Source organism: Brevundimonas sp. EAKA (assembly GCF_000698025.1).
GTDB lineage: Bacteria > Pseudomonadota > Alphaproteobacteria > Caulobacterales > Caulobacteraceae > Brevundimonas > Brevundimonas mediterranea_A.
Genome location: NZ_JMQR01000014.1, coordinates 1 through 25,901, shown reverse-complemented (window position 1 = coordinate 25,901; position 25,901 = coordinate 1). Strand labels below are relative to the sequence as shown.

Genomic DNA, 25,901 nt, shown 5'->3' with positions numbered 1-25,901 from the left:
GATCTATCACATGCGTATTTACAAGACCGGCCTCCTTGCGGCGGCCGCCGTCGCCGTCCTGACATCCGCCGCCGCTCCGGCCCAGGCCTGGCAGGCCGCCAGCAGCGCCGAGGCGCGCGCCGCCATCAACATCCCGGCGCAGGATCTGGGACGTGCGATCCAGACCCTGTCACGTCAGACCGGCCTGCAGATCGTCTTCGACCCTGAACTGACGCGGGGGCAGCGGGCTCAGGCCGTTTCCGGCTCCATGACTCCCCGTGAGGCGCTTCGCCGGATGATCGCGGGCTCCGGCGTCGAGGCGCGCGAGGTTCGCGGCGTTCTGACCCTGGTGCGCCAGACGGCCGAGGCGTCCATGCCCACCCCGGATGCGACGGTGCTGGAGGAGGTCCTGGTGGTCGGCTACGCCGCCGGCATGCGCCGCTCGCTGGACGCCAAGCGCGACGCCGACTTCATATCCGACGTCATCAGCGCCGACGACATGGGCGACCTGCCGGCCAACAATGTGGCCGAGTCCCTGTCGCGCCTGCCGGGCGTCAACGCCGTGCGCAACCACACCACGGGCGAGGGCGACCGGATCACGATCCGCGGCCTGTCGACCGAGCTGAACAACTACACCATGAACGGCGTCCGCATCGGCGGCACCGGTTCCCCGGACGACAGCTTCTATCGCGGCGTGCGGCTCAGCTTTCTGCCGCCGGAAGGCATCGACTCCATCACGGTGGTCAAGAGCCTGACGCCGGACCGCGACGGCGACGCCCTGGGCGGCTCCATCGACATCCGCACCCCTACCGCCTTCGACCACAAGCCGACCTACGGCGTCCTGTCTGCCTCGGCCGGTCTGCTGGACAAGTTCGACGACAAGACCTCGGGCGAAGTTTCCGGCTCCTTCGGCCGCCAGTTCAACGACCACTGGGGCGTGTTCGTCACCGCCAGCTGGTCGCGGCGCAAGTCCCAGTTCGAACAGAACGGCGTCGATGGCGATAACCAGCCTCCCGTCTGGTACGAAGACAGCGAAAGCCTGGGTTGGGACACCGACACTTTCGTGCTGCGCGGCATGGACCTGGCGTTCGGCGAGACCGAGGTCGAGCGCAAGGGGCTGAACGCCAGCCTCGACTATCGCGGCGATCACCACGACTTCCACTTTCGCGGTCAGTTTAATGAATATACCCAGGACGAGTTCGACAACCGGCTGAACTTCCGCAATGACACGTCGAAGAACTCCACGCGACTGACCCAGGTGGACAAGACCGCCACGGGCCTGGCCAACCCGGACGACGCCATCATAGGTTCAGGCGCAAAGGGCAATATCTATTCCTATACCACCGCCCAGATCGTCGACCGGGACGGCGACGGCGTCATCACCGATGCGGACCGATCGAGCAAGTCCTACTACACGCTGAACGGCGCCTCGGGGACCTGGGATCCGCAGGGCTTCCGCCTGCGTCGCTTCTGGGAAGGTTCGCGCGAAACCGGTTCGCTGATGTCGCTGAACCTGGGCGGCGTCAGCCGCTATGGCGACTTCAAGCTCGACTACGATCTGTCCTACGCCAAGTCCGAGGACAATATCGACGACAGCTACGACATGGAGTTCCGTAGCGACAAATACGGCTGGCTGGGCAACAAGGGCGTCGATATCGTCAACTTCGGCGACAGCCGCTTCCCCAAATGGGTGCTGAACGACGCCGGCATGGCGGCGGTGCAGGACCCGGCACAATACAAGTATGCGGGCCTGTCCGGTGAGGTCGGCGGGGCGCAGGAGGATCTGTGGCAGGGCCAGTTCAACGCCGAATGGCGGCCCGTTTCGCCCTGGCTGGACTCGGTAAAGGGCGGCGCGAAATTCTATTCCTCCAAACGCGCCACCTATAGCGGCGAGTTCCTTGATCTGGACGCGGAGGGGACCCTGGCGGACTTCTCGGCCTTCTACGGCAAGGAGGTCACCGACCTGTTCGACGGCGAATATACGGGCCTCTATCGTCTGGGCGTGATCATCGACAATCAGGCCATGTTGGCCGAGCTTCAGCGGGCGATGAACGGCGACAGCAGCTTCTTCGAAGGCTTCGCCACCGATCCCTCCAGCGCCAAGCTCAGCGGCGAGGACAGTTTCGAGTTCAAGGAAGACATTCTCGCCGGCTATCTGATGGCCACGGCCCGCTTCGGCGACGCCCAGATCATCGGCGGCCTGCGGGTCGAGAGCACCCGCAACGACATCTCGGCCTATGTGCTGGACGAGGTTCAGGGTGAGCGATTCACTACGGACAAGAGCGACTTCGTCAATGTCCTGCCGTCGATCCACCTGAACTATGCGCTGAATCGCAACACCAAGCTGCGGGCGGCGATCTGGACCAGCTTCGCCCGTCCCGACATCGCGCGCATGACCTCGGCCCGGGAATACAGCTACGACATCGATCCGGACGGCGACGGCGAGGAGAACCCCACCTCGGACTGGGTGCTGATCGGCATCGAACAGGGCAACCCGGATCTGAAGCCGATGAAGGCGATCAACTACGATCTGTCGATCGAGCGCTACAACGGCGACACCGGCGCCTATTCGCTGGGCCTGTTCTACAAGGATATCGAGAACTTCCTGTTCCGCTCGGCCTCCAGCAACATCCGCGACGGCACGGCGGGGGCGAACATCGGGCCGGACGGCGTCACCATCTCCATGCCCAACAACGGCAAATGGGCCGAGGTTTACGGCGTCGAGATGAGCGCCCAGCAGATCTTCTACTGGTTGCCGGGCGCCCTGTCGGGCCTGGGCGCCAGTGTGAACCTGACGCTGCAGCATTCGGAAGCCGAGACCGGGATTTCCTGGCACCCGGCGGGCTACACCCTGCCGCTGATGGAGACGCCCGAGGCCATCGCCAATGTACAGTTGTTCTGGCAGTACAGCGGATGGGAAGCCTATGCCGCCTACAGCTACCAGTCGGAATTCCTGGAGGGAATTCAGGACTTCGGCAATAATCCCTACGAACAGGACTATGAGTTCGTGGACCTGAACGTGCGGCGCAAGCTATGGGGCGGCGCCACCGCCTCGCTGCAGGTGCAGAACCTCTTCGACAACCACACCTACTGGTACACGGCCGGTTCGAGCACGGCCTCCAGCCGGGCCTATATCAAGAACGGGCGGTCGATCTCGCTCGGCCTGACCTACGTCTTCTGAGGGTGACGAAAATGATGTTTGTTCGCACCCTCATGCTCGGGGCCGCTGTCGCGGCCCTGGGCGTCTCCACCGGCGCCCAGGCCCAGGCACTGGCCCAGACGCAGCGTCCGGATCGCCCCGAACCAGCGCCGGTCCAGGCGTCCGAACGCCCGATAGCGCCGGCGACGGTGCAGCCGGAGCGGATCATTCTCAACCTGACCGCTGATCCGGCCCATCAGATGGCCGTCACCTGGCGCACCGCGCCGGGCCTGGACGGTCAGGTGGAGTTCGCCGAGGCCCAGGACGGGCCGGACTTCATCGCCTCCGCCGTTCGCGTGGCCGCGACCACCGACGACGCGGTCCTGGCGGTGCGCGAGGCGGCGGACTTCCGCGCCGCCTATCATTCGGCCGTAATGAAGGGGCTGAAGCCGGCGACGGTCTATGTCTACCGGGTCGGTTCGGGTGAGGCCTGGTCCGAGTGGCTGCAGTTCAGGACGGCCGCCGCGACGCCCGAGCCCTTCACCTTCCTGTATTTCGGGGACATGCAGAACAATATCCTCAGCGAGGCGTCGCGCACGCTCAGGATGGGGTTCCGCAAGGCGGGCGACGCCGCCTTCGTCATCCACGCCGGCGACCTGATCAACCGGCATGACAGCGACAATGAATGGGGCGAATGGTTCGCCTCGGGCGGCTTCCTGTACGCCCAGACGCCGCAGATGCCGACGCCGGGCAATCACGAATACGGCCGCGGCCCGATCCTGAACCCCCAATGGCGCCGGCAGTTCACCCTGCCGGAGACCGGGCCGGCGGGCGCCGAACGTCTGAAGGAAACCGCCTGGACCGTCGATTATCAGGGTCTGCGCCTGATCTCGATCGACGCCCCGCTGTTCCATGGCGACGAAGCCATGCGGGCCGAAATGGTGCGATGGCTGGATCAGGTCCTTGCCGACAATCCGAACCGCTGGACAGTGCTGTTCCTGCACTTCCCGCTGTTCTCGATCGACCCCGACCGGGACAACAGCCGCGTCCGCGATGCGCTGAAGCCGCTAATCGACAAGTATGGAGTGGACCTGGTGCTTCAGGCCCACGACCACGGCTATGCGCGCGGCGCCATAGGCGAGGGGGCCATGACCAACGCCGGCCCCGGCCACAGGTCGGACCAGGGCTCGACCTATGTGGTCTCGGTCGCCGGGCCGAAGATGTATCCGATGGCGGATCTGACCTGGGCCGACCGGACGGCCGCGCGGACCCAGACCTTCCAGACGCTGTATGTGTCGCAAGACGCGGTGGTCTATCGCGCCTTCACCGCGACAGGCCGAGAACTGGACGCCTTCCGCCTGACGAAGGGCGAGGAAGGGGTCGCCAGGATGGAAACGCTGGAGGGGGAAGAGCGGGGGGACTGATCCGCCCTTTTTTTCTGAAGCGCCGGAGGCTGGCGTTTTCCGGCCCGAGTCAGGGTGACGGGCTGGCCAACTTATGGTCCGGACCGCCTGCATGCGTTTGGCGGCGCCGGCCACATAGGCGGCGCGTCGTCGGATATCCTCCGCAGTCGAGGCGTCCGACGAGCGCCGTCAGAGCCGCAGAGTCTTGATATTGGTCAAGGCCGCCTCCCGGATATCTGCTGATCTGCCCAGCGCTCGCTAGGAGACGGCCATGACGCTCAGCACCGAGGACGTGATTCACGCGTTTGAAGAACGTGTTCACATCGAGCTCACCCGCAACTTTGGCCGCTTCGAGGGCGACGCCATCGACGCCTTCCTCGCGCGCCAGACCGGCGCGTCGAGCCTGGCTTGAGGAGTACGGCTATGACCCTGCGCAGCGTTATGTTCCACCTCGATGACGGCGACGCGCCGCTGCGCTTCGCGCCGCCGTTTCTGCAGTTCGCCCGGGACTACCAGGTGCGCGATCTCGTCGCCGCCGCCCCTGGGCGGCTGCCCGATCCCTTCGTCGCCGCAGCCTTTCCCCTCGCACAGGCGCAGGCGCGAGAGCGTGAGATGTACGACCTGATCGAGTCGCTCCAACAGGCCCTGTGCGAGGCGGCCGACGGGTTCGCGCTCGACTTCCGCAGCGCCGGGGTTCTCGATGTGACCGCCTTCCTGCTCGACCAGGCGGCGCGTTGCGACCTGATCGTGACGCGCCAGCACCGTGCGCTGGACACCGATCTGGGTCAGGCGGATCTGAGCCGTCTGGTCCTCCAGGCCGGCCGACCGGTGCTGGCCGTGCCGAGGTCCGCCGAGACCCTGCGGTTCAGACGGGTCCTGATCGGCTACAAGCGCTCGCGCGAAGCGCGCCTCGCTCTATCCGCCGGACTGCCGCTGATGTCGCGCGCCGACCGTATCCTGGTGGCGGCGCTGGGGGAGGGGACGACCGCACCCCAGCTGGCGGACGCCGTCGACTTCCTCAAGGGGTACGGATTGCCGGCGGAGGGCTGGCAGAATACAGACATAGCGGACGCCGATGCGGCGGAAGGCTTACTGCAGATCGCCGAAGACGACGACAGCGATCTTATCGTAGCGGGCGCCTATAGTCGCGGCCGACTGAGGGAAGTCGTGCTGGGCGGCGTCACCCACGCGCTGTTGCAGCAGACCGGACGCGCCTGCCTGCTCATCCACTGAGCGGCGCCGTCTCCGGGACGGCCGCCCTGTGACCAGGACTCCGGTCCTTCCCCGTGAAGTCGCCGGCCAGACGGGCCAGCACGGCCCACCCGCCGCCCAGGACTGCGACCGCGACTGCGGCGGCCAGAAGCGCAGGGCCGGGCGGCTGGAGGGTGAACATCCGGGCGAGGGGCGGCGCGGCGAAGATGAGGCTCATCGCCCCCGACATGAGCAGGACGATGACCCAGTAGGCGCGTCGCTGGCGCGCGAAGATGCGCGCTGAGGCGGCGGAATCGACCAGGCCGAGCATCAGATTGCCCCCGATCAGGGCCAGGAAGGCGGCGCCCCGCGCCTCGGCCTCGGTCGCCCAGGACAGGCCCCAGACATACAGGCCGAGGACCAGGACGAGGACGCCCGCGCCCTGGGCCAGGGCGGCGATCACCTGCCTCGGTCCGAACAGCGGCGATCCCGCCGGACGGGGGGGACGGCGCATGGCGTTCCGCTCGGAGGGTTCGGCCTCGAACACCAGGGCGCAGATCGGATCGACCGCAAGCTCGAGCAGAACGACATGGAGGGGAAACAGCAGCGGCGGCAGGCCCAGAAGGACCGGCGCGAGCGCGAGGCCGGCGATGGGCACGTGGATGGCCGTGACATAGGTCAGGGCCCTTTGCAGGTTCGCGAAGATGCGGCGTCCGAGCCGCACTCCGCCGATGATGGAGGCGAACCGGTCGTCCAGCAGGACGATGTCCGCCGCCTCGCGCGCGACATCCGTGCCCCGCTGTCCCATGGCGATGCCGATATGGGCCGCCTCCAGAGCGGGGGCGTCGTTGACGCCGTCTCCGGTCATGGCGACCACGCCGCCCGCCGCCTTGAAGGCCTGGACCAGCCGCAGCTTCTGGTCGGGCGTGACCCGGGCGAAGATGCGAACGTCCCTGACACGGCTCGGAAGGGCCTCCTGCGACAAGGCGGCGACGTCCTGGCCGGTCATGACGCCGGCCGTCTCGTCCAGACCGGCCTCGCGGGCGATGGCCAGAGCCGTGGCCGGATGGTCGCCGGTGATCATGGCGACGGCGATCCCGGCTTCGCGCGCGTCCCGCAGCGCTGCAGCCGCGTCGGGGCGCAGCGGATCGACAAAGCCCAGCAGGCCTTCGTAGACGAAGACGGCCTCCCAGGGATCGTCAGGAAAAGACTCCGAGGTTCGGCAGGCGGCGACGGCGAGCACGCGCAGGCCCTCGCCGGCGAGGCGGTCCACCGCGCGAAGCTGCGCGGCGGCCTGGTCCGGGGGCAGGCGGCACAGCCGGAACACGGCTTCCGGCGCGCCCTTGGCGGCCGCGAACGCGCCCTCCGGTCGGGACCAGAGCTGCACGACCACAGGCTTCTCCGGGCGCAGCGGCCAACTCCTGACCGGATCGGACTCCGACGCCGCGCTAAGGCGCAGCACCGCCCGATCCATGGGGTCGATCGACCGGCGCGCCGAGGCCAGGGCGGCGGTTCTCAGCACGGCGGCGCCGGAGGCGGGCAGGCCGTCGGCGATCGCATGGTCGACGCCGTCGACCGTCAGCCGGACCAGCTCCATGCGGTTCTCGGTCAGGGTTCCGGTCTTGTCGACGCACAGCAGGGTGACGCCGCCGAGCGCTTCAACGGCGGCGGGGCGGCGCACGAGGACATTGTGGCGCGCCAGCCTCCAGGCGCCGAGGGCCATGAAGACGGTGAGGATCATCGGGAATTCCTCTGGGATCAGCGCGATGGCGAAGGTCATCCCCGCCAGGATCGCCTCCATCCAGTCGCCGCGCGTCAGGCCGTAGGCCGCAGTGATCAGGGCGCAGAAGACCAGGGCGGCCAGGCCCAGAAGACGCACGAGCCGCCCGGACGACCGTTGCAGGGGCGTGGGCTCGTCGCCCATCTCGGCCAAGGCGCCGCCGATCCGCCCCAGCGCCGTGCGAGGTCCGGTCAGGATCACTTCGGCGACCGCGTGCCCTCGCACGATCAGGGTTCCCGCGAACAGGCGCGCATCGTCGCCCGCGCCGCCGGGCGTCCTCAGCACTGTGGCGGATTCCCCCGTCAGGGCGGATTCGTCCACGCCCAGCATGTCGCCCCCGAGGAGGCGGCAATCTGCGGGGAGTCTTTCACCCTCTCCGACGAGGACGAGGTCGCCGGGCACGAGATCCTGGGTCGGAATGCGGCGTTCGCGACCGTCCCGGATGACGCGCGCGGACGGCTGGGCGAGGGTCCGCAGCGCCGCCAGGGCGCGTTCGCCGCGAAGGTCCTGAACGACCACAAGGGCGAGGGTCACCAACACGCCGCCGATCAGGAAGAGGCCCTCGCCATGATCGCCGATCACCAGATAGAGAAGCGCCGCCGCGGCCACGAGAAGCAGCATCGGCTCGCGCGCCGCGTCGTAGACGCTGGCCCGTATCGTTCGGTTTTCGGGTTGCTGAAGGCTGTTCGGCCCGCCGCTCTCGAGACGGCGGCGCGCTTCGGCCTCCTCGAGGCCGCGCCTGTCTCGCGGGGACGCCGCGACGTCCCAGGCGTCGGCGAAGTCTGGCGGCATGCGTCCGGGCGAGCCTAGTGCGCGAGGAGCAGGCACAGGTCGCTCCGATCCAGAAGCGATCGGGTCACGCCTCCGAGAACCCACTCCCTCAAACGGGAATGACCGTAGGCGCCGGCGACCAGAAGGCCGCAACCTGTCTCCTTGGCGTGGTCCAGCAACCGGTTCCCTGCCGCAGCGTCTTCGGCGGACAGGATCTCGATATCGACCTCGATCCCGTGACGCGCGAGAAAGGTCGCGACCTCGACGAGCGCGGCCTGGGCGTCGCCGCGATCCTCCCCGGCGCAGACCTGGGCCAGACGAACGCCCGACGCCTGCTTGAGCAGGGGAACGGCGCCGGCGACCGCCCGCCGGGACTCCCGCGTGTCCTTCCAGGCCACCAGGGCCGGCCGGCCGAGCGCCGGGCCCGCACTGGAAGGGACGATCAGGACCGGGCGTCCGGCGCTCATGATGATATCGACGGGGTTCGACCGGCCATAGGGCGGCCTGGGGATGCGGCCCGGCATGACGATCAGGTCCGCGAGGCGGGCGTGCTCGATCAGAACGTAGGCGGGCCATCCGATCCGGCCGCGCCAATCGACGGCGAGACCCTCGGCCAAGGCGCGAAACCGTCTTTCGGCCGTCAGGAGCTCCGCCTCGGCGGTCGCCTCGTAGTCGCTGAGCAAGACCGTGAGCGCGGCGCCGCCGGTGAAGGGGTCGTCGCCGATCAGCGGCGGAACGGCCACGGTGCACACGCCGGTCAGAGCGGCCGAGAACCGCGCGGCAAGTTCAACGGCCTGGCGGACGGCGGCGTCGCCCGCCTCTCCGGACTCCACGGCGACGATCAGGCTGGCGTAGGTCATGGCGTTCTCCTTGGACAGCAGGATGACGCCTTGCGGGGAGGGGGCCTTGATCAGGGTCAAGCGGCCGATTGACATTGATCAAGGTGGAGGCCGGAGGGCGCGCCCAGGGTGTCGGTCATCAGGGAGAAGCGGAACATGAGCCTGAAGCGCTTGGTGGCGATCACGGACGGGGGCGCTGGCGACGGCGAGACCTTGGCCTTCGCGGCGGCCCTAGCTGCCCAGCACGAGGGGAGTGTGGAGGTTCTGCCGGTCTATCCGGACATGGCCGTGGACATGGTGACGCTGGGATTGACCCTCGGTTCCACCTTGTCGCAGGAGGCGATCGACGAATTGGCCCGGGCGCAGCTCGAATTGCAGCGCCGCATCGAGGCGACGGCCGCCCGTGCCGCAGCCGCCCATGACGTGGTCTTCGGCGCCGGCGACGGCGCCCCCCGGATGGCGGTGCTGGAGCGCGGGCTGCGGCCGGCCCTGGCGCTGACGCGCATCCTGGCCCTGTGCGACCTGGTCGTCATGGGACAGGCCTATGCGGCCGGCGCGGGGCGCGACGCACTCGCCCAGATCCTGCTCGACCTGCGCGCGCCGGTCCTGGTCGGCCGTGGCGATCCAGCCAGGCTGGACGGCCCGGCCGCCATCGCCTGGGACGGCAGCCCGCAGGCGGGGCGGGCCGTCCGCGCCGCCCTGCCGCTTCTGGCCATGGCGTCGGAGATTCATATCCTGCAGTGCGTGTCCGGCCTCGACAGGTCCACAGCTGACCCGGATGTCGATCGGCTCAACGCCTATCTGAAGGCCCATGGCGTCGGCGAAGGGGTCGCGGTTCTGGTGGAGGGTGAGGAGGGGCCGGCCCTGGTCGGCGCCGCGCGCTCCCGCCGTTCGGGCCTGCTGGTCGCGGGCGCCTACGGTCATTCGCGGCTGCGCGAGACTATGTTCGGCGGCGCCACGCGGGCCTTCCTGAAGGACGCGGACGGGCCGAGCCTGGTCCTGGCGCACTGACGCCGTGATGGAAAGATCCTGCGCGTGAGCCTCACCCTGACTTTCCACGGCGCGGCGGAGTGCGTGACCGGCTCCTGCATGCGGCTGGACACCGACCATGGCCGGTTCCTGGTGGATTGCGGCATGTTCCAGGGGCCGAAGACGCTGAAGACGTTGAACTACGAAGCCTTTCCCTTTGACCCGGCTTCGATCGACGGCGTCTTTCTGACCCATGCCCACATCGACCATTCCGGCCTGCTGCCCAAGCTGGTTCGGGCCGGCTATCGCGGGCCGATCTACGCCACCCGCGCGACGCGCGATCTGTGCGAGGTGATGCTGGCCGACTCCGCCGAGATCCAGGAAGGCGAGGTGGAGCATCTGAACCGACGCAAGCTGCGTCGCGGCGAAAAGCCGGTCGAGCCGATCTATTCGACCGTCGACGTGGATCCCGCGCTGCGCCTGTTCCAGACGGTGAAGTTCGGCGAACGGTTCGCGGCGGGGCCGGGCATGGAGGCGACCTGGTGGCCGGCCGGGCATCTGCTCGGCGCGGCGTCGATCGAACTGGCGATCGCGGCAGGCGGGGAGACCGTCCGCCTGCTGTTCTCAGGCGACCTGGGCTCGGGGCGCCAGCCCTTCCTGCCCGCACCCGACGGCCCCCGCGACGTGGACCATGTGATCCTGGAGAGCACCTATGGCGACCGTGACCGCGAGGATCTCGACCTGGAGGGACGCCGCGCAGGGCTGGCCGAGGAGTTGCGGGCGGCCCAGGCGGCCGGCGGGCCGCTGCTGATGCCGACCTTCGCGGTCGGACGGGCGCAGGAGCTGATCCTCGACCTCCTCGCCGTCATGGACGCCGACCCCGCGCTCGCCGGGGAAATCTACCTGGACTCGCCGCTGGCCATTGAGGCGACCGACGTCTTCCTGCGGCGGGGCTGGAATCCGGACGCCGGCTCCAATCCGTTCGAGACGTTGCGTCATGCGACGCGCCTGCATCATCTGCAGCGGCCGCAGGAGAGCGACGGCCTGGAGCGCATACGGGGCTGGCACGTGATCCTGGCCGGCAGCGGAATGTGCGACGCCGGCCGGATCCGTCGCCATCTGAAGCGGCTGCTGTGGCGACGGGAGACGACGGTGCTGATCACCGGCTTCCAGGCGGCGGGAACGCTTGGCCGCCTGCTGCTGGAGGGCCGGCCGATCCTCCGCATCCAGGGCGAGGACATCCGGGTCGGGGCGCGGATTCGCACCCTTGACGCCTATTCCGGCCACGCCGACGCGACGGATCTCGTGAACTGGCTGAAGGCGCGCGGACAGGTGGGAGGAAGCGTCCTGCTCGACCACGGCGAACCCGTAGCGCTGGAGGCCCTGCGCGCAAGGCTGGCCGACGGAGGATGGAGAACGGCCGTCCCGGCCATGGACGACGCCTTCGTCCTGACGAAGACCTCGGCCGAGCGCCTGGTCGGGGGGCGGCCGCGCCTGGCGCCGGGACAGGCGGCGCGGCTCGATTGGCACAATGATCGGGCCGACTTCCTGGTGCGCCTGAACGAGGTTTTGCAGGCGCAGCCGGACGACGGCGCGCGGACGGCGCTGTTGCAACGGCTTGGTCGTCTGCTGTGACCGACGGCGCTTGACCGAGATCAAGGCGGCCGTCCGGCAGGCGTCGATGCTGCGACGAAAGGAGGAGGACGTCATGAGCACCGGGCTTCCCGTCTTCGACACGACGGTCCAGGAGACGAATGAATGGCTGCGCGCCGTCGAGACGCGGTTGCCGCCGTGCAGTCGGGTCGAGGCCTACGGGGCCACGTGCGCCGTGCTGCAGGGGTTGCGCGACCGGCTGCCGCTGGCGTTGGTTCTTGGCCTGTCGGCGCAGCTGCCGATGCTGATGCGAGGTTTCGTCCTGGAAGGCTGGCGTCCTGAGGAGGCCGGCGGCTCGCGGGACCTCAAGACCTTCCTCGACGACGTCGAAGGCCGGCTGCCGCCCGGGTTTCCGCGCGAGACGATTGCGGCCGCGCAGGCCGTGTTGGCGGTCGCCGCCAAGCGGCTCGATCCGGGCGAGGTCGACAAGATCATTCGACATTCGCCGGGTGCGCTACGCACGCTATGGCCGGTCGAAGCCGGGGGGAGGTGAGGTCGTCATGCGCAAGGGACTGCTCTTCGTGCTGGCCGACGGCGGGCGCGCCCGGTTCGTGGAACGGGACGTCGAGACCGGCGCCTTCGTCACCCTGGAGGCCATCGACAATGCGGCCTCGCTCCGTCGTCTGCGCCGCGAACTCCGCGCCAGCCCGCCGGCCCGAACCTTCAACAGCGTGGGGCGGCTGCGGCACGCCGTCGGACGGGAGGATTATCTGCGCCCCGCCAAGGAGGCCTTCGTCGCCACTATCGCGAGCCGCGCCGTGGAACTGGTGCGACGGCGCGGGCTTCAGGGCGTGGTCCTGGCTGCGCCTCCGCAACTGATCGGGCCGCTGCGACGCCGGTTCCGCGACGGCCGCGTCGCGCTTGTGGCGCGCACGATCGGCAAGGACCTGACCCGGGAACCGGACCATGCGCTCGACACCTGGTTCGAGCGTCTCGGCCGGGGGCGGCTGCTGGGGCCGCTGACGGGATATTCGAGCTGATTTGACGCTTATCAAGACGCGTCGGCGGCGCATCGGGAATTGTCGTGGCGTTCAAGCCATTCAAGGAGATTTTCTCATGGCCTCCCACCCGACATCGCCTTCCGTTCCCGCCAGGTCGGCCGTTCCTGGTCCCCTGGGGCCGATCCAGCGGGAATTCGACCGACTGTTCGACCGCTTCGCCGGCTGGAACATCGGCTCCGACCTCGCCCTCTCGCCGCGCATGGACGTCACGGAGACCAAGGACGGCCTCGAGCTGAGCATCGAGCTTCCAGGCCTGACCCAGGCGGAGGTCAAGGTCGCCGTCGAGGACGAGGTGCTCACCGTCAGCGGCGAGAAGAAGGCGGAGAAGACCGTCGAGGAGAAGGACTATCGCCTGTCCGAGCGCAGCTACGGCGCCTTCTCGCGCTCGATCGTCCTGCCGCGCAGCGTCGACGCCGACAAGATCACTGCGGTGATGAAGGACGGCGTGCTGAAGATTTCCGCGCCCAAGGACGGCCAGGCGACGACACGGACCGTCGCCATCCAGGCGTCGCATTAGGCCGTCGCGACCGGGAGGGCGTCATGGACGCGCGTGACGCCATTCGAGGCCGCCGGGCGGTCCGTCTTTACCGCCACGTCCCTCTCGGTTGCGATCTCATCCAGGGGGTGGTCGAGGACGCCGTCTGGGCGCCCAGCGGCATGAACCAGCAGCCCTGGCGCTTCTTCGTCATCGAGGGGCGCGAACGGCTCGCCCGGTATTCTGCGAGCCTATGGAGGGGGCTTCAGAGCATCTTGATATCGGTCAAGGTTATCGTCGGCCAAACGACCATGATCCTCCGATGAAAGGAGTTTTCCATGTCCCATGAACGGTCTGAAACCCATAACCCCCACGATGCCGCCGCCCGTCTGCATGATGCCGTCGATGAGCGAACGGCGGCCTTGCGGAAGTCCGCCAAGCGCTGGCGAAAGGCGGGGCGCAGGGAAATGCGGCGCCTGAGACGCGAGGTCGAGGCGGGCGCGGAGCATCTGGGCGATCAGGCGCGCGCGCGGCCGGTGACGAGCGGCGCGATTTTCGCTGGTCTGACCGCCTTCGCCGCCCTTGCGGGGTGGGCCGCCTGGCGCAGCCGACGTCCGGACGCCTGAGGCGCGCTCGCCCCCGAACACGCGCCGCCTCGGACAAGAGCCAAGCTGACAATTGGAGAAACAGCCCATGATCCGCGTTCATCTTGTCGCCCTGGTGTTGATCAATCTCGCAGCGGCGGCTGCCGCTCAGGAGCCGACGGTCGAGCGGACGGTCCAGCAGGACGCGGCCGATCGGGGCGGCTGGGTGGCGCGGCGGACCTGCGCCAGTTGCCACGCCGTGGCGCGGACCGGAACCAGTCCGATGGAGACGGCCCCGCCCTTTCGCGACATCGTGCGACGACGGTCCCTGTCGGAGCTTGAGAACCGCTTCGTCGACGGCGCGATCGCCGACCATCCGTCGATGCCGGACTATGTGTTCCGGGCGCGCGAGATCGACGACCTGATCGCCTATCTGGAATCGCTCCAGGCGGAGGAGCGCACGCCGTGACCGAGCGTCTTCCCGCGCCGCCCGAGGTGGTTCGCCACGCGGTCCGCCTCCTTGACAGCCAGAGGCTGGCGACGGTCGCGGTCAACGGCGCCGACGGCTACCCCTGGGCGGCGACGGTCGGCTATGTGAACGAAGGCCTGATCCTCTATTTCGTCTCTGCGCGCGACAGTCTTCGGACCGAGCGTCTGGCGGCGGACGACCGGACGGCGGCGGTGGTGCGGTCCGGCGCCGACTCAGCGGACGCCTTGGGCGTCGCCATGACCGGGCGCGCCGCAGAGGTTGTCGACCTCGAGCTCGTCGCGCACGTCAACGACCTGATTGCGAAGTGCAGACGCGATCAGCATGCCTTCGGCGCCGCCTCCAACGCCGTGGCGCTTTTCCGTTTCTCGCCGGAAAGCCTGAGTCTCGTGACGGTGAGCGACGGCCGCAGCGCGCCCCGTCGTTTCCGGCTGGATACTGTTTAGCCAGGCTTTACACAGGGAAGACCAGTCGGACCCACGTTCCGGAACCGCTTGTCTCATAGGCGAACTGGCCTTCCAACTGACGACACAGGCTGCGCACCAGCGACAGGCCGAACCCTTCCGGCAGCCGACCGCCGGCCGCGCCTTCTCCGTCGTCCGTCACGGTCAGCATCAGGCTTTCTCCGGCAGGAGCCAGCAGGACGGAGATCCGGCCGGAGCGTCGCGCCAGGCTATGCTCCAGGGCGTTGCCGACCAATTCCGCGGTGACCGCCGCAAGAGCCGAGGCGCGCTGGGCGTCCATCGTGGAGGGGTGGACGTCGATGTGGATCTCGGCGTCCCGATCCAACGCGTCGAGTTCCGCCACGTCCCTGCAGACGTCGCCGAGCAGATCGTCGAGGCGGACGGTCCCGCCATTCTCCTGCAGGCGCTGGTGTAGACGCACGACGGTCTGGACCCGGCGACTTGCTTCCAGGAGGACGCCGGCGGCTTCCGGCCGCGCCGAACGCCCTTCGAGGCGCAGGAGGCTGACGACAGACTGCAGGCTGTTCCCGATCTGGTGATGAGCCGCGCGAACAGCGTCGCGCGCGTCCTGGCTTTGCAGCGGCATGGCGATCTCCTTGTGGTTGTCGGCCAAGCTACCCTTCGCCGGCAGGTCGGCGTTTGATCCAAGTCATGCGCGGACGAGGCGCGGCCCGAAATCCGCCGGACTAGGGCCGGACCACGTCGGCGAGCCAGGCGAACAGACCATCATGAAGCCGGGTCTTGTCGAAGATCGGGACGCCTGCGGCCCGCGCGCGGTTCTCCAGGTCCGTGGGCGGGTGAGTCGTGATCAGGGCGGCAGGCCCCGCTACCCCTTGCTGACGGAGCAAGGACAGAAGCTCGAGCCCCTGAACATCGGGAAGATTCTGGTCAAGGATCAGGGCAGCGGCGGATTCGACATCCTGAGCCAGCGCATGGGCGGCGTTGACGGCCAGGACGACGGTGAAATTCCTGGTTTCGAGGGCGAAGGCGAGCGCGGCGCGGACAGCGGGGTCGTCTTCAACGAGCAGAACGACCGGTGGTGGAGATAGAGACATGGACGGCTTCAAAGTGAAGCCTTTGGTTAAGGCGTCTGCCGTCCAACCGCATTGATCTGGCGCAAGTCAGAGGCCGGCGGCCAGGGCGATCCGCATCAGCTCCGCCATGTTGTGCGCGCCGGTCTTGCTCATCAGATTGGCGCGATAAATCTCGACGGTCCGCGGGCTGATGTCCAGTTCGAAGGCGATCACCTTGTTCAGCTTGCCCTCCACGACTCCGGCCAGGACGTCCCGTTCGCGGGGCGACAGCGAAGACAGCCGGGCCTCGGCCTCGCGCCGGGCGGCGTCCGGCTGCGGCCGCTCGGCGAGGGCCGACCTGACGGCGTCGACCAGGTGTGCGTCGCTGAAGGGCTTCTCCAGGAAGTCGTGCACGCCGGCCTTCATCGCCTGGACCGCCAAGGGTACGTCGCCGTGTCCGGTGATCACCACCACGGGCGTCTGATCGCCCTCGTCGCGGAGCCGTTTCACGAGTTCGAGACCCGTCATTTCCGGCATGCGGATGTCCGTCACGATGCAGGCACCCCGGTCCTCGACATCGGCCAGGAAGGCGGTCGCTGAAGCATGAAACTGCGCGTCGAGCCCGTGGGCCTCAAGAAGAAAAGCCAGCCCCTGGCGAACGCCGTCATCATCGTCGATGACATGGATTCGGTCACTCATCTGCGGTCTCCTGGTCCGCTGTCGGCAAGGTGAAGATGAATCGGGCTCCGCCTTCCGGCGGATTCTCGGCCCAGATGCGGCCGCCGTGTGCCATGATGATGCCGCGGCAGATCGACAGGCCGATGCCCATGCCGTCCGGCTTGGTCGTCACAAAGGGCTGGAACAGCCGCTCAAGAACAGTCTCCGGAACGCCCGGCCCTGTGTCGGAGACCGTGAAGCGGACCATATCGCCGTCGTCCTCCGCCACGGCGATATGGAGCGCTCTTTTCGGCGCATCCCCCATGGCGTCGATCGCGTTGCGGATCAGGTTTAGGGCGACCTGCTGGACCTGCACCTTGTCGACGATGACGGGGCCGGTGTTCCGGTCAAAGGCGAGATCGACCCGCATCCCCTGGTCCTTGGCGCCCACGAGGGCGAGGGCGCTCGCCTCCTCCATGAGTTTCACGGGGTCCGCCAGCACATGCTCGGTCTCGCCCTTGGCGACGAACTCCCGCAGGCGCTTGATGATGTCGCCGGCCCGCAGGGCTTGATCTCCGGCGGCGGACAAGGCGTTCCGCACCTTGTCCAGGTCCGGCTTCGGCGAGGCGAGCAGGGTCGTTGACCCCATGGTGTAGGAGGCGATGGCGGACAGGGGCTGATTCAGCTCGTGAGCGAGGGCGGTGGCCATCTCCCCCATGGCGGTGAGCCGGGAGACATGGACCAACTCGGACTGCAACTCCTGAAGCCGCCGCTCCTGCGCCCGCCGTTCGGTCAGGTCCCGGACGAATCCGGTGAAGAAGCGGCCGGTTCCGATCCGCGCCTCGCCGACCGCCAATTCCATCGGGAAGGTGGAGCCGTCCTTGCGCTGACCGACGATGATGCGGCCGAGGCCGATGATGCGACGTTCCCCCGTGGTCTGGTAGCGGCTGAGGTAATCATCGTGCTCGTGGCGGTAGGGTTCAGGCATCAGAAGACTGACGTTCCGGCCGATCGCTTCCTCGGCGCTCCAGCCGAACAGGCGCATGGCCGTCGGGCTGAACGACTGCATGATCCCGGCCTCGTCGATGACGATCATGGCCTCCGGCACGGTCTCCAGAATGGATTGCAGTTGCGCCTGCCGGCTTTCGGCCTCGCGGGCGCCTCGCCACAGTCGCTCCCCCACCACTGCGATCGCCGGCCCCATGACGAGGAAGACCAAGGCCTCGATCCGGTTGGCGGGGCCGAGCCAGAAAGCCTCACCCAAGACCAGGACGCTCCCGAGCAGGCACAAGCCTGCGGCCAGTAGCGCCGGGCCTCGTCCGCCCAAGGCGGCCGCCGCGAGCATCACCGGGACGTTGAGCAGCAGGAAGCTTCGGTCATTGAAGACCGGATCAGCCAGTAGACGCAGGAGCAGGGCGATCAGGGCGCCGAAGACCGCCACCGCATAGCCCCAGCGGCCCGGGGTGTGACGCAGGATCGACGACTGAATCTGCAACACCCCTTCCCGTGCTCCACGTCTTGGGGGCGATATAGCACGTTTAGCGGCACGGCGGTTCAGAATGCGGCGCTGGCGGCCAGGCTCGTAGGCCGCACGACGTTGAAACGGCGCGCGCCAGCGAAACGGATCAAGCCCTCTGATTGGAACCGGCTCAGCATGCGTGAGACGGTTTCGATGGTCAGGCCGAGGTAGTCGGCCATGTCCTGCCGGCTCATCGGCAGGATCGCCGCGTCGCCCGAGCACCGCGCCTGGACGTCCAGAAGGAAGCGGGCCACCTTCTCGGCGGCAGTGGTCCGGCCAAGCAGCAGCATGTGAGACTGCGCCCGAGCCAGCTCCGACCCCGCCGCCGCCCACATCAGCCGGTCGACCTGGACGTCACGGCCGGACGCCGGGGAGCTTCGACGGATCATGGCGATTTCACAAGACGTGAGGGCTTCCGCCGAGAACCGGTGCGCCGACGACAACTCCAGGCCGAAAACTTCGCCTTCGTAGTAGAAGTCGCCGATCTGGCGGCGTCCATCTGCCAGCAGGTGTGAGGTCCGCACCGCGCCGCGGATCACGCGGTAGATCAGGTCGGCGTCTTCGTCCTGGGCGTAAATTTCCTTGCCCTCGGCGAAACTCATCCGAGCCGCGCCGATCCAGGCGTCGTGGCCGATCGAACGGGCGGAGGCGAAGCTTTCAGCGGCGCTCATCGTCTGGTTCTCCCTGTCTGACCCGATCTGAGTAGAGAGCCGCCAATCTGCGCGACATTCAGGAGCGGCCCCTAAGGGTCGGTACGGAGGCGATCGAAACGCCCCGCCTTGAGCGAGATCAAGGCCGCCGCCCGTCGGTGGGGCATGGTTGGATCATGACCCAGTCCCTCCACATCGCCGTCATCGCCGCCCATCCTCGCCGCCGCAGCTTCACATTGGCGATGGCGACCGCCTTTGCGGACGCGTGCCGCGCCGACGGGGCGGTCGTGGAGGTGCGCGACCTCTATCGCCTGGGCTTCGATCCGCGAATGCGCGCGCGGGAGATGCCGGACCATCCCGGTTACGCGCCTCGGGCGGATGTCGTGCGCGAGCGCCAGGCGATCGGCGACGCCAATGTTTTCGCCCTGTTCTATCCGCTCTGGTTCAATGCGCCGCCGGCCATGCTGAAGGGCTATGTGGATCGCGTCTTCGGGATGGGCTTTGGCTATTCGCCGATCCAGCGCGGCGGCAATCAACCTCTGCTGGTCGGGCGCAAGCTTGTCAGCTTCACCTCGTCCGGCGCGCCTCAGGACTGGGTAGAGCGCAGCGGCGCCTGGGCCGCCATGCATAAACAGTTCGATGAGCATCTCTCGCTCATGACCGGTCTGGAGATCGCGGATCGTCACAACTTCGGCGCCATCGGGCCAGGACTGGCTCCCGTACGGTTTAAGGAATGTTGCGCCGAGGTCGACCGCCGCGCCCGCCGACTAATGGCCAGCCACACACCGATCGCCTAGGTTCTGCGCACCCTGGGGCCCTGTTGACCTCCATCAAGTCGCGCCTTCGCTCGAAGTGGCATTGTCCGAACATGCCCGGAAAGGGTCCGCCTGGTCTCAAGCTTCATGTCCTCTCCCTTAGCAGCCTCTGACGTCGCGATCGCCTTCGACATCCAGGGTCTGACCAAGGTCTACGAGACCGAGACCGAGGCCGGGGCCGTGCATGCGCTGCGCGGCGTCGATTTCCAGATCCGCGAAGGCGAGACCCTGGTGCTGATCGGTCCCTCGGGTTCGGGAAAATCGACTCTGCTCAACATCCTCGGGGGTCTGGATCGTGCGACGGCGGGCTCGGCGAAATTCAGGACCTTCGAGCTGACGGGCGCGTCCGACGCGGCGTTGACCCGCTACCGACGGGCGTCCGTGGGTTTCATATTTCAGTTCTTCAACCTCGTGCCGAGCCTGACGGCCCGGGAGAATGTGGCCCTGATCACCGAAATCGCGACCGACCCGATGTCGCCGGAAGAGGCGCTGGAGCGGGTGGGGCTGGCGGATCGGATGGATCATTTTCCGGCGCAGCTGTCCGGGGGGCAGCAGCAACGCGTGGCGGTGGCCCGCGCCATCGCAAAACGGCCGCAGCTGCTGTTTTGCGACGAGCCGACCGGTTCGCTCGACAGCGAGAGCGGGATCCAGGTCCTGGAAGCCATCGCGGAAGTGACCGCCGCCGTGGGAGCCACCACCCTGATCGTGTCGCACAACGCCGCCATCGCGGACATGGCCGACCGGGTCGTCAAGTTCCGGGATGGACAGATCGCCGAGACGATCCGGAACAGCCGCAAGATCGCGCCGCGGGAGATGCGCTGGTGAAACCTTCGTCGCTGGATCGCAAGCTCCTGCGCGACCTCTGGCGCATGCGGCTGCAGGTGCTCGCCATCGCCCTGCTGATCACATGCGGGGTTTCGGTCGCCGTCATGAGTTTCTCGGCCCAGGAGGCGCTGGTCGTCGCCCAGGGCCGCTACTATGAGACGACCCGGTTTGCGGACGTCTTCGCCCGCGTCAAGCCCGCGCCCCTGGCCGCCGCCCGGGAACTGGCGACCATCGACGGCGTCGTCGCGGTGGACGCCCGCGCGGTGAACTACGGCCTGATGCAGATCCCGGGGCTGACGCGTCCGGCCACAGCCCAATTGATCTCTCTGCCGGACGATCCGCGGCAGGCGCTGAACAAGCTGGTCCTGATCCAGGGCCGGTATCCCGAGCCCGGGCGGACCGACGAGGCCCTGGCGCTCAAGACCTTTCTCGACGCCGCGCACATTCAGATGGGCGAACGGGTGACCATGGTCATCGACGGTCGCCAGGTCGCCTTCAAGGTGGTCGGCGCCGCCCTGTCGCCGGAGTTCGTCTATGTGCCCGGTCCTGCCTCCATGATGCCGGACGAAGCGCACCAGGGCGTGTTCTGGGCGCCGAGGACCACGGTCGAGAAGGTGACGGGCCTGGGCGGAGCCTTCGCCATGGTCTCGCTCAAGCTTGCGGCGGGCGCGCGCGAGGCGGCCGTTCTGGCGGCGGTCGACCGCATTCTCTCTCCCTATGGAGGGGTTCCGGCGGTGGGGCGCGCCGACCAGGTCTCGAACCGGTTCCAGCAGGATCGCATCGACCGGTTCGGGATCGTCGCCTGGGTCATTCCGCCGGTGTTTCTGCTGGTGGCGGCGGCTTTGGTGCAGATGGTTCTGGGGCGTCTGGTGCAGAGCGAGCGCGAACAGATCGGCCTGCTGAAAGCCTTCGGTTACGGCGATATCGACGCGGCGGCCGTCTATCTGAAGATGGCTGCGCTGATCGGCGTGGTCGGAGCGATCGGGGGCGGACTTCTGGGCGCCTGGATGGGCCGGGTCATCACCGAGCTTCTGGCGCAGTACATGCGCTTTCCGCGCCTCGACCTGCAGTTTTCCTGGCAGGCCTTTCTTGTGGCCTCGGTCTTCTCCGTCGCGGCCGCCCTGGGCGGATCGCTGTTCGCCGCCAGGCGCGCCGCCCGCCTCGAACCGGCGGTGGCCATGCGCCCGCCGGCCCCGGCGGCCTATCGCAAAGGTTTCCTTGAACGGATTCCGTTGTGGGAGCGGCTGGACCAGTCCAGCCGGATGATCGTCCGCAATCTCGAGCGTTTTCCGACCCGGGCCGTGTCGACGCTGCTGGGCCTGGCGGTGAGCCTGGCTCTGCTGGTCGGTTCGCAATTCATGTTCGGCAGCCTCAACGAGGTGATCGACCAGGCCTATTTCCGGGCGCGCCACTGGACGGACGCCGTGGCCTTCGCCGAGAACCGAGGCGTGGTCGCGGTGGCGGAGGTTCGACGCCTGCCGGGCGTGGTCGCGGCCGAAGGCGAGCGCTACGCCGCCGCGCGCATCCGCGCCCACGGTCGCGAGGAACAGGGGTACGTCGCCGGCCTTGAGCCGGACGCGGTGCTCTCCCTGCCCATCGACGCGGATGATCACCGCGTGCCCTTCAAGGGGCGGGGCTTGATCCTTTCAGAATCGCTGGCGGGGCGTATGGGCGTCAAGCCGGGCGACCTGGTGGAACTCGAGGTCAGCGAGGGCCGGCGTCCCCGGGTGGTGCTGCCGGTTACGGGGACCACGCGGGACTACGCGGGCTTCTCCACCTATATGGACCGCCGGGCGCTCGGCCAGATCATGGGCGAGGGAGACCTGGTCAATCTGGTGACCCTCCAGGTCGCGAGCGACCGTCGCGCCGAATTCTACCGCTCCGTCGTGGGCGCGCCCGCGATCGTGGGCGCCGCGTCACGCGCGGATACGGTCGAGGCGTATCGGACCAATTTCATGCGCATCCTGAACGACGAGATGACCTTCTTCGCGGGCTTCGCCGCCGCCATCGCTTTCGGAGTCGCCTATAATGTCGCCCGGATCGCGCTCGCCGATCGCAGCCGTGATCTGGCCACCCTGCGGGTTCTCGGCCTCGACCAGTCGGAATGCGCCTACATCCTGCTGGGTGAGCTCTTCCTGTTGGCCCTTGTGGCCATGCCTCTCGGCGTCATTGGCGGCGTGGCGCTCGCCAGGACGCTCGTCGCGGCCTTTGCGGAGCAGGAGATGCAACTTCCGATGATCATCACCGCGCACGGCTACGGCGTCGCCGTCTGCGTCTATTTCGCCGCCGTCCTGGCCGCCGCCGTTCTCGTCGGTCAGCGTATCTGGCGCCTTGACCTTGTCGCCGCCCTCAAGACCCGGGAGTAATCATGGCCGCAAAACGCAACACACGCTGGATCGTCATGGGGGGGCTGGCGCTCGCGGCCGCGGCGATTCTGGCGGTCCTGTTCGCGCCCCGTCCGGTCACGGTGGAGGCTGCCGCCGTGCATCGCGGGCCGATCGCGGAAACCGTCTCGGACCAGGGGTGGGCGCGTGTACGTCAGGCCTATGTCGTGTCGGCCCCGGTCAGTGGTCATCTGACCCGGCTGCCGCTTGAGGTGGGCGACGCCGTGATCGCGGGGCGCACGGTCGTGGCGACCCTGCGCCCCGCGCGTTCTGCCTTTCTCGATCCACGCATGCGCGCCCAGGCCGAGGCCTCCATTTCAGCTGCGCGCGCGATGCTGGCCCAGGCCGAGGCGCAGCGCCTTCAGTTCAGGGCCGAGGCTGACCGGGCGGCGAGGGCGCAGGCGCGGCTGGAGCCGCTGGCGGCGCAGGGCGTCGTCTCACGCCAGGGTCTGGAGAACGCCCAGGCGGCGGCCACATCCGCGCGCGAGGCGCTTCGGGCGGGTGACGCGGCGGTTCTCGCCCGGCGCGCGGATGTGGCGGCGGCCCAGGCGGTTTTGACCGGTCCCGAAGCAGCGGGCGCCGGCCTGATCCCCATCACGTCCCCGACATCCGGCGTGGTGACGGCCCTGCTGCAGCAGAGCGAGCGCGACGTCGCCGCCGGCACGCCGCTGGTGGAGGTGGGGGCGACCGCAGGGCTGGAAGCGCAGATCGAATTCCTGTCCCAGGACGCCGTCAGGATCCGGCCGGGCGACCGGGCCGAGATTTATGACTGGGGCGGCGCCGCAGACCTTCCCGCCGAGGTGCGGCTGGTCGAGCCGCAGGCCTTCACAAAGATATCTGCTCTGGGGATCGAGGAGCAGCGGACGCGGGTCATGCTGCGTTTCACTGGTCCTGAATCCGGCCGCGCGGGGCTCGCGCCCGGCTATCGCGTCTGGGGACGGGTGTTCCTGCACGAAACCCCGTCGGCGGTGATCGCCCCGGCCGGTGCGCTGGTGCGCGACAGCGGAGGATGGGCCGTGTTCCGGATTGAGCAGGGCAGGGCGCGTTTGCGTCCGGTCAAGGTCGGGGCGATCACGGACCGGGACGCGGAAATTCTGGAGGGCGCAGCCGACGGCGATTCGTTGGTGGTCTTTCCTTCGGACCAGGTGCGGGACGGCGTCCGGGTGAAGACCCGGCGCGCGGGGTGACGTCCGTCCGAGCTTCGTCGGCCGCACAGCGACGCCATTCCGAACGATGTCAGGGTCGGATACGGGTGCCCGATGCGCCGGCCAGGAGGCCGTCGATGTCGTCCAGCGTCCCGATCAGGGCGGGCCGCCCGGTCTGAAGCGCAAAGCCGCACGCGGCGCGCACCTTGGGCGCCATCGAGCCCTCGGCGAAGTCGCGGCCCAGCAGGTCTTCCGCCCGGGCGTCCCGAACCGCTCGCGCATGGGGCCGCCCCCAGTCGAGGTAGACCGCATCGACATCGGTGAGGATCAGCAGTTCGTCGGCGTCCAGCCGCGCGGCCAGCAGGGCCGCCGCCAGATCCTTGTCGATCACGGCCTCGACGCCATGGCGGGACCCGTCCGGGGCGTCGGCGACCGGAACGCCGCCGCCGCCGGCGCAGACGGTGATCACGCCGGCCCCCACCAACCGGGCGATGGTCGCCGCCTCGGCGATCTCGAGCGGCGTGGGCGAGGCGACGACGCGCCGCAGTCCGGAGCCGTCGGGCGCGAAGGTCCAGCCCCGCGCCGCGCCCAACGCCTTGGCCACGTCCGACGCATAGACCGGGCCGATCGGCTTGGTCGGCCGAAGAAAGGCGGAATCGGCGGAATCCACCCGCGTCTGGGTCAGCACCACGGCGACCTCGCGGGCGGGAAGGGCGTTGCGCAGCGCCTGGGCGATGACATAGCCGACCATGCCCTGGGATTCCGCTCCCAGCACGTCGAGCGGCCAGCCAGGGGCCGCCTCATAGGCTTCCGCCTCCAGCGCCAGGAGGCCGATCTGGGGACCGTTGCCGTGGACCAGGGCGATATCGTGACCGTCGCACGCCCGGCCCAGCCCCGGGGCGGCCGCCGCCATGGTGCGCCGTTGATTTTCGGCCGACAGCGGCTCGCCCCGGCGCAACAGGGCGTTGCCGCCCACGGCGATCACGCGCCGCATGTCACCGGGGCCGACTTGCGGCGCGCTCGCGCGCCCCCAGCGGTTCCTGCTGGGTGATGCAATGGATGTTGCCCCCGCCCAACAGGATCTCCCGCGCAGGCACGGAGAGGATTCGCCGGTTCGGGAACAGTCGGGCCAATGTCTCCATTGCGGGGGCGTCCTGCGGATCACCGAAGGCAGGCGCGACCACCACCGCGTTGGCGATGTAGAAATTCACATAGGAGGCCGCCATCCGGTCGCCGGGCTCGCGCGGCAGGGTGCCGGCCACCTTGTCGACGCCGGCGGCCTCTTCAGCGGTGATCAGCACCGGCGCCGGTTGGTGCAGCTTGTGCACCTGCAGAGGACGCCCGCGGGCGTCGCGATAACCGGCCAGGCGCTCCAGCGCCGCGGCCGAGCGGGCGTACTGCGGGTCGGCGCGGTCGTCCGTCCAGGTCAGCACCACCTCGCCCGGAGCGACGAAGCGGCACATGTTGTCGACGTGGCCGTCGGTTTCGTCGAGATAGACGCCGTGCTCCAGCCACAGCACGGTTTCGACGCCGAGGTAGTCGCGCAGCGACTGCTCGATCTCCTCACGGGTCTTGCCGGGATTGCGGTTGGGGTTCAGCAGACACTCCTCGGTCGCGAGCACCGTTCCTTCGCCGTCGACGTCGATCGAGCCGCCCTCCAGCACGAAGTCCGGGGCGTAGCGATCGTCGCGCTCAAGTTCGATGACCTTCTCGCCGACGAGATCGTCCTGGTCCCATGGGAAGTAGAGGCCGTCGGTCAGCCCGCCCCAGGCGTTGAATTTCCAGTCGACGCCGCGCACCACGCCCTGGTCGTTGACGACGAAGGTCGGGCCGCAGTCCCGGATCCAGCTGTCGTTGCTGGTCATTTCCACGACCCGCACGGTCGGCGCGAGCATGGCGCGCGCGATCACATACTGGGCGGGCGAGACGCAGACCGTCACCGGCTCGCCTTCGGCGATCGCGGCCGCCACCGCAGCGAAGGCGTGCTGGGCCGGCTTTGCGCCGCCCCGCCAGTTGTCCGACCGTTCGGGCCACATCATCCAGCAACCGATATGGGGCTCCCATTCGGCGGGCATTCGGAACCCGTCGGCGCGGGGCGTGGTGTCGAGAACCTCAGACATGGCGGACCTTTTCGGAAACGAGAGGGTGGGTTCAGCGG

Annotated in this window: 26 protein-coding genes; 17 read left to right on the top strand and 9 right to left on the bottom strand. The window is 68.4% G+C overall.

The window, feature by feature from the left end:
• The first annotated feature begins 10 nt into the window (after window positions 1-10).
• The 4 genes from ER13_RS03650 to ER13_RS17635 all read left to right on the top strand — a co-directional run bounded on the left by ER13_RS03650 (window position 11) and on the right by ER13_RS17635 (window position 5,754).
• Window positions 11-3,160 carry a TonB-dependent receptor gene (locus ER13_RS03650; protein WP_231492469.1) on the top strand — a complete coding sequence of 1,050 codons (3,150 nt, stop codon included), beginning with the start codon at window positions 11-13 and terminating at the stop codon, window positions 3,158-3,160.
• A gap of 11 nt (window positions 3,161-3,171) precedes the next feature.
• Entirely contained in the window at window positions 3,172-4,542 is a 1,371-nt protein-coding gene (locus ER13_RS03645; RefSeq protein ID WP_230307611.1) for a metallophosphoesterase family protein, read from the top strand.
• A gap of 250 nt (window positions 4,543-4,792) precedes the next feature.
• A complete protein-coding gene (locus tag ER13_RS18270) occupies window positions 4,793-4,933 on the top strand; it encodes a hypothetical protein (RefSeq protein ID WP_008263362.1) in 141 nt (46 codons plus the stop codon).
• 11 nt (window positions 4,934-4,944) lie between these two features.
• Window positions 4,945-5,754, top strand: coding sequence for a universal stress protein (locus ER13_RS17635; RefSeq protein WP_052004830.1), 810 nt, complete (start codon window positions 4,945-4,947; stop codon window positions 5,752-5,754).
• Here the strand turns inward: ER13_RS17635 and ER13_RS03635 are convergent.
• The gene (locus tag ER13_RS03635; protein ID WP_035306605.1) at window positions 5,744-8,284 is read right to left on the bottom strand and encodes a cation-translocating P-type ATPase; all 2,541 of its coding nucleotides are present in this window, start codon (window positions 8,282-8,284) and stop codon (window positions 5,744-5,746) included. The genes ER13_RS17635 and ER13_RS03635 overlap by 11 nt on opposite strands.
• Window positions 8,285-8,298: 14 nt before the next feature.
• A complete protein-coding gene (locus ER13_RS03630) occupies window positions 8,299-9,183 on the bottom strand; it encodes a universal stress protein (RefSeq protein WP_196066361.1) in 885 nt (294 codons plus the stop codon).
• Between the two features lie 75 nt (window positions 9,184-9,258).
• Here ER13_RS03630 and ER13_RS17630 point away from each other — a divergent pair, with 75 nt between their 5' ends.
• The 9 genes from ER13_RS17630 to ER13_RS03585 all read left to right on the top strand — a co-directional run bounded on the left by ER13_RS17630 (window position 9,259) and on the right by ER13_RS03585 (window position 14,717).
• Entirely contained in the window at window positions 9,259-10,113 is an 855-nt protein-coding gene (locus ER13_RS17630) for a universal stress protein (protein ID WP_050771617.1), read from the top strand.
• Between the two features lie 24 nt (window positions 10,114-10,137).
• Window positions 10,138-11,706 carry an MBL fold metallo-hydrolase gene (locus tag ER13_RS03620; protein WP_035306601.1) on the top strand — a complete coding sequence of 523 codons (1,569 nt, stop codon included), beginning with the start codon at window positions 10,138-10,140 and terminating at the stop codon, window positions 11,704-11,706.
• 10 nt (window positions 11,707-11,716) lie between these two features.
• Window positions 11,717-12,217, top strand: coding sequence for a DUF2267 domain-containing protein (locus ER13_RS03615; RefSeq protein WP_052004825.1), 501 nt, complete (start codon window positions 11,717-11,719; stop codon window positions 12,215-12,217).
• Window positions 12,218-12,224: 7 nt separating this feature from the next.
• Window positions 12,225-12,704: a host attachment protein gene (locus ER13_RS03610; protein ID WP_035306598.1), complete on the top strand. Its 480-nt coding sequence runs from the start codon at window positions 12,225-12,227 to the stop codon at window positions 12,702-12,704.
• Between the two features lie 76 nt (window positions 12,705-12,780).
• On the top strand, window positions 12,781-13,242 hold the full coding sequence (locus ER13_RS03605) for an Hsp20/alpha crystallin family protein (protein ID WP_008261884.1): 462 nt from the start codon (window positions 12,781-12,783) through the stop codon (window positions 13,240-13,242).
• A gap of 23 nt (window positions 13,243-13,265) precedes the next feature.
• On the top strand, window positions 13,266-13,526 hold the full coding sequence (locus ER13_RS03600) for a nitroreductase family protein (RefSeq protein ID WP_008259074.1): 261 nt from the start codon (window positions 13,266-13,268) through the stop codon (window positions 13,524-13,526).
• Window positions 13,527-13,667: 141 nt separating this feature from the next.
• Window positions 13,668-13,826, top strand: coding sequence for a hypothetical protein (locus tag ER13_RS18265; protein WP_008259103.1), 159 nt, complete (start codon window positions 13,668-13,670; stop codon window positions 13,824-13,826).
• 67 nt (window positions 13,827-13,893) lie between these two features.
• Window positions 13,894-14,253 (top strand): c-type cytochrome, encoded by a 360-nt coding sequence (locus ER13_RS03590; protein WP_008260903.1) that lies wholly within the window; start codon window positions 13,894-13,896, stop codon window positions 14,251-14,253.
• Window positions 14,250-14,717: a pyridoxamine 5'-phosphate oxidase family protein gene (locus ER13_RS03585; protein ID WP_052004823.1), complete on the top strand. Its 468-nt coding sequence runs from the start codon at window positions 14,250-14,252 to the stop codon at window positions 14,715-14,717. The genes ER13_RS03590 and ER13_RS03585 overlap by 4 nt, the downstream gene beginning before the upstream one ends.
• Window positions 14,718-14,724: 7 nt before the next feature.
• On the opposite strand, the gene ER13_RS03580 is transcribed toward ER13_RS03585, so the two are convergent.
• From ER13_RS03580 to ER13_RS03560, 5 genes are all read right to left on the bottom strand, one after another.
• Window positions 14,725-15,348: a sensor histidine kinase gene (locus ER13_RS03580; RefSeq protein WP_052004821.1), complete on the bottom strand. Its 624-nt coding sequence runs from the start codon at window positions 15,346-15,348 to the stop codon at window positions 14,725-14,727.
• 73 nt (window positions 15,349-15,421) lie between these two features.
• The gene (locus ER13_RS19280) at window positions 15,422-15,790 is read right to left on the bottom strand and encodes a response regulator (RefSeq protein WP_081836113.1); all 369 of its coding nucleotides are present in this window, start codon (window positions 15,788-15,790) and stop codon (window positions 15,422-15,424) included.
• 66 nt (window positions 15,791-15,856) lie between these two features.
• A complete protein-coding gene (gene fixJ, locus ER13_RS03570; RefSeq protein ID WP_035306590.1) occupies window positions 15,857-16,447 on the bottom strand; it encodes a response regulator FixJ in 591 nt (196 codons plus the stop codon).
• A complete protein-coding gene (locus ER13_RS03565) occupies window positions 16,440-17,900 on the bottom strand; it encodes a sensor histidine kinase (protein ID WP_008259660.1) in 1,461 nt (486 codons plus the stop codon). Before ER13_RS03565 ends, fixJ begins: the two co-directional genes overlap by 8 nt.
• 59 nt (window positions 17,901-17,959) lie before the next feature.
• Complete coding sequence (locus ER13_RS03560; RefSeq protein ID WP_052004819.1) at window positions 17,960-18,595, bottom strand: helix-turn-helix domain-containing protein; 636 nt, start codon at window positions 18,593-18,595, stop codon at window positions 17,960-17,962.
• Window positions 18,596-18,750: 155 nt separating this feature from the next.
• Between ER13_RS03560 and ER13_RS03555 the strand changes: the two genes are divergently transcribed.
• The 4 genes from ER13_RS03555 to ER13_RS03540 all read left to right on the top strand — a co-directional run bounded on the left by ER13_RS03555 (window position 18,751) and on the right by ER13_RS03540 (window position 23,785).
• Window positions 18,751-19,371, top strand: a complete 621-nt coding sequence (locus ER13_RS03555) for an NAD(P)H-dependent oxidoreductase (RefSeq protein WP_035306588.1) — start codon at window positions 18,751-18,753, stop codon at window positions 19,369-19,371.
• A 105-nt stretch (window positions 19,372-19,476) separates the two neighbouring features.
• Window positions 19,477-20,214: an ABC transporter ATP-binding protein gene (locus tag ER13_RS03550; protein WP_035306585.1), complete on the top strand. Its 738-nt coding sequence runs from the start codon at window positions 19,477-19,479 to the stop codon at window positions 20,212-20,214.
• Complete coding sequence (locus tag ER13_RS03545; RefSeq protein WP_035306583.1) at window positions 20,211-22,580, top strand: ABC transporter permease; 2,370 nt, start codon at window positions 20,211-20,213, stop codon at window positions 22,578-22,580. The genes ER13_RS03550 and ER13_RS03545 overlap by 4 nt, the downstream gene beginning before the upstream one ends.
• A gap of 2 nt (window positions 22,581-22,582) precedes the next feature.
• Window positions 22,583-23,785 (top strand): efflux RND transporter periplasmic adaptor subunit, encoded by a 1,203-nt coding sequence (locus ER13_RS03540; RefSeq protein WP_035306581.1) that lies wholly within the window; start codon window positions 22,583-22,585, stop codon window positions 23,783-23,785.
• Between the two features lie 49 nt (window positions 23,786-23,834).
• Here ER13_RS03540 and ER13_RS03535 read toward each other — a convergent pair whose 3' ends face one another.
• A complete protein-coding gene (locus tag ER13_RS03535) occupies window positions 23,835-24,737 on the bottom strand; it encodes a carbamate kinase (protein ID WP_035306579.1) in 903 nt (300 codons plus the stop codon).
• A gap of 1 nt (window position 24,738) precedes the next feature.
• Complete coding sequence (aguA, locus tag ER13_RS03530; RefSeq protein ID WP_035306577.1) at window positions 24,739-25,863, bottom strand: agmatine deiminase; 1,125 nt, start codon at window positions 25,861-25,863, stop codon at window positions 24,739-24,741.
• Window positions 25,864-25,901: the final 38 nt, after the last annotated feature.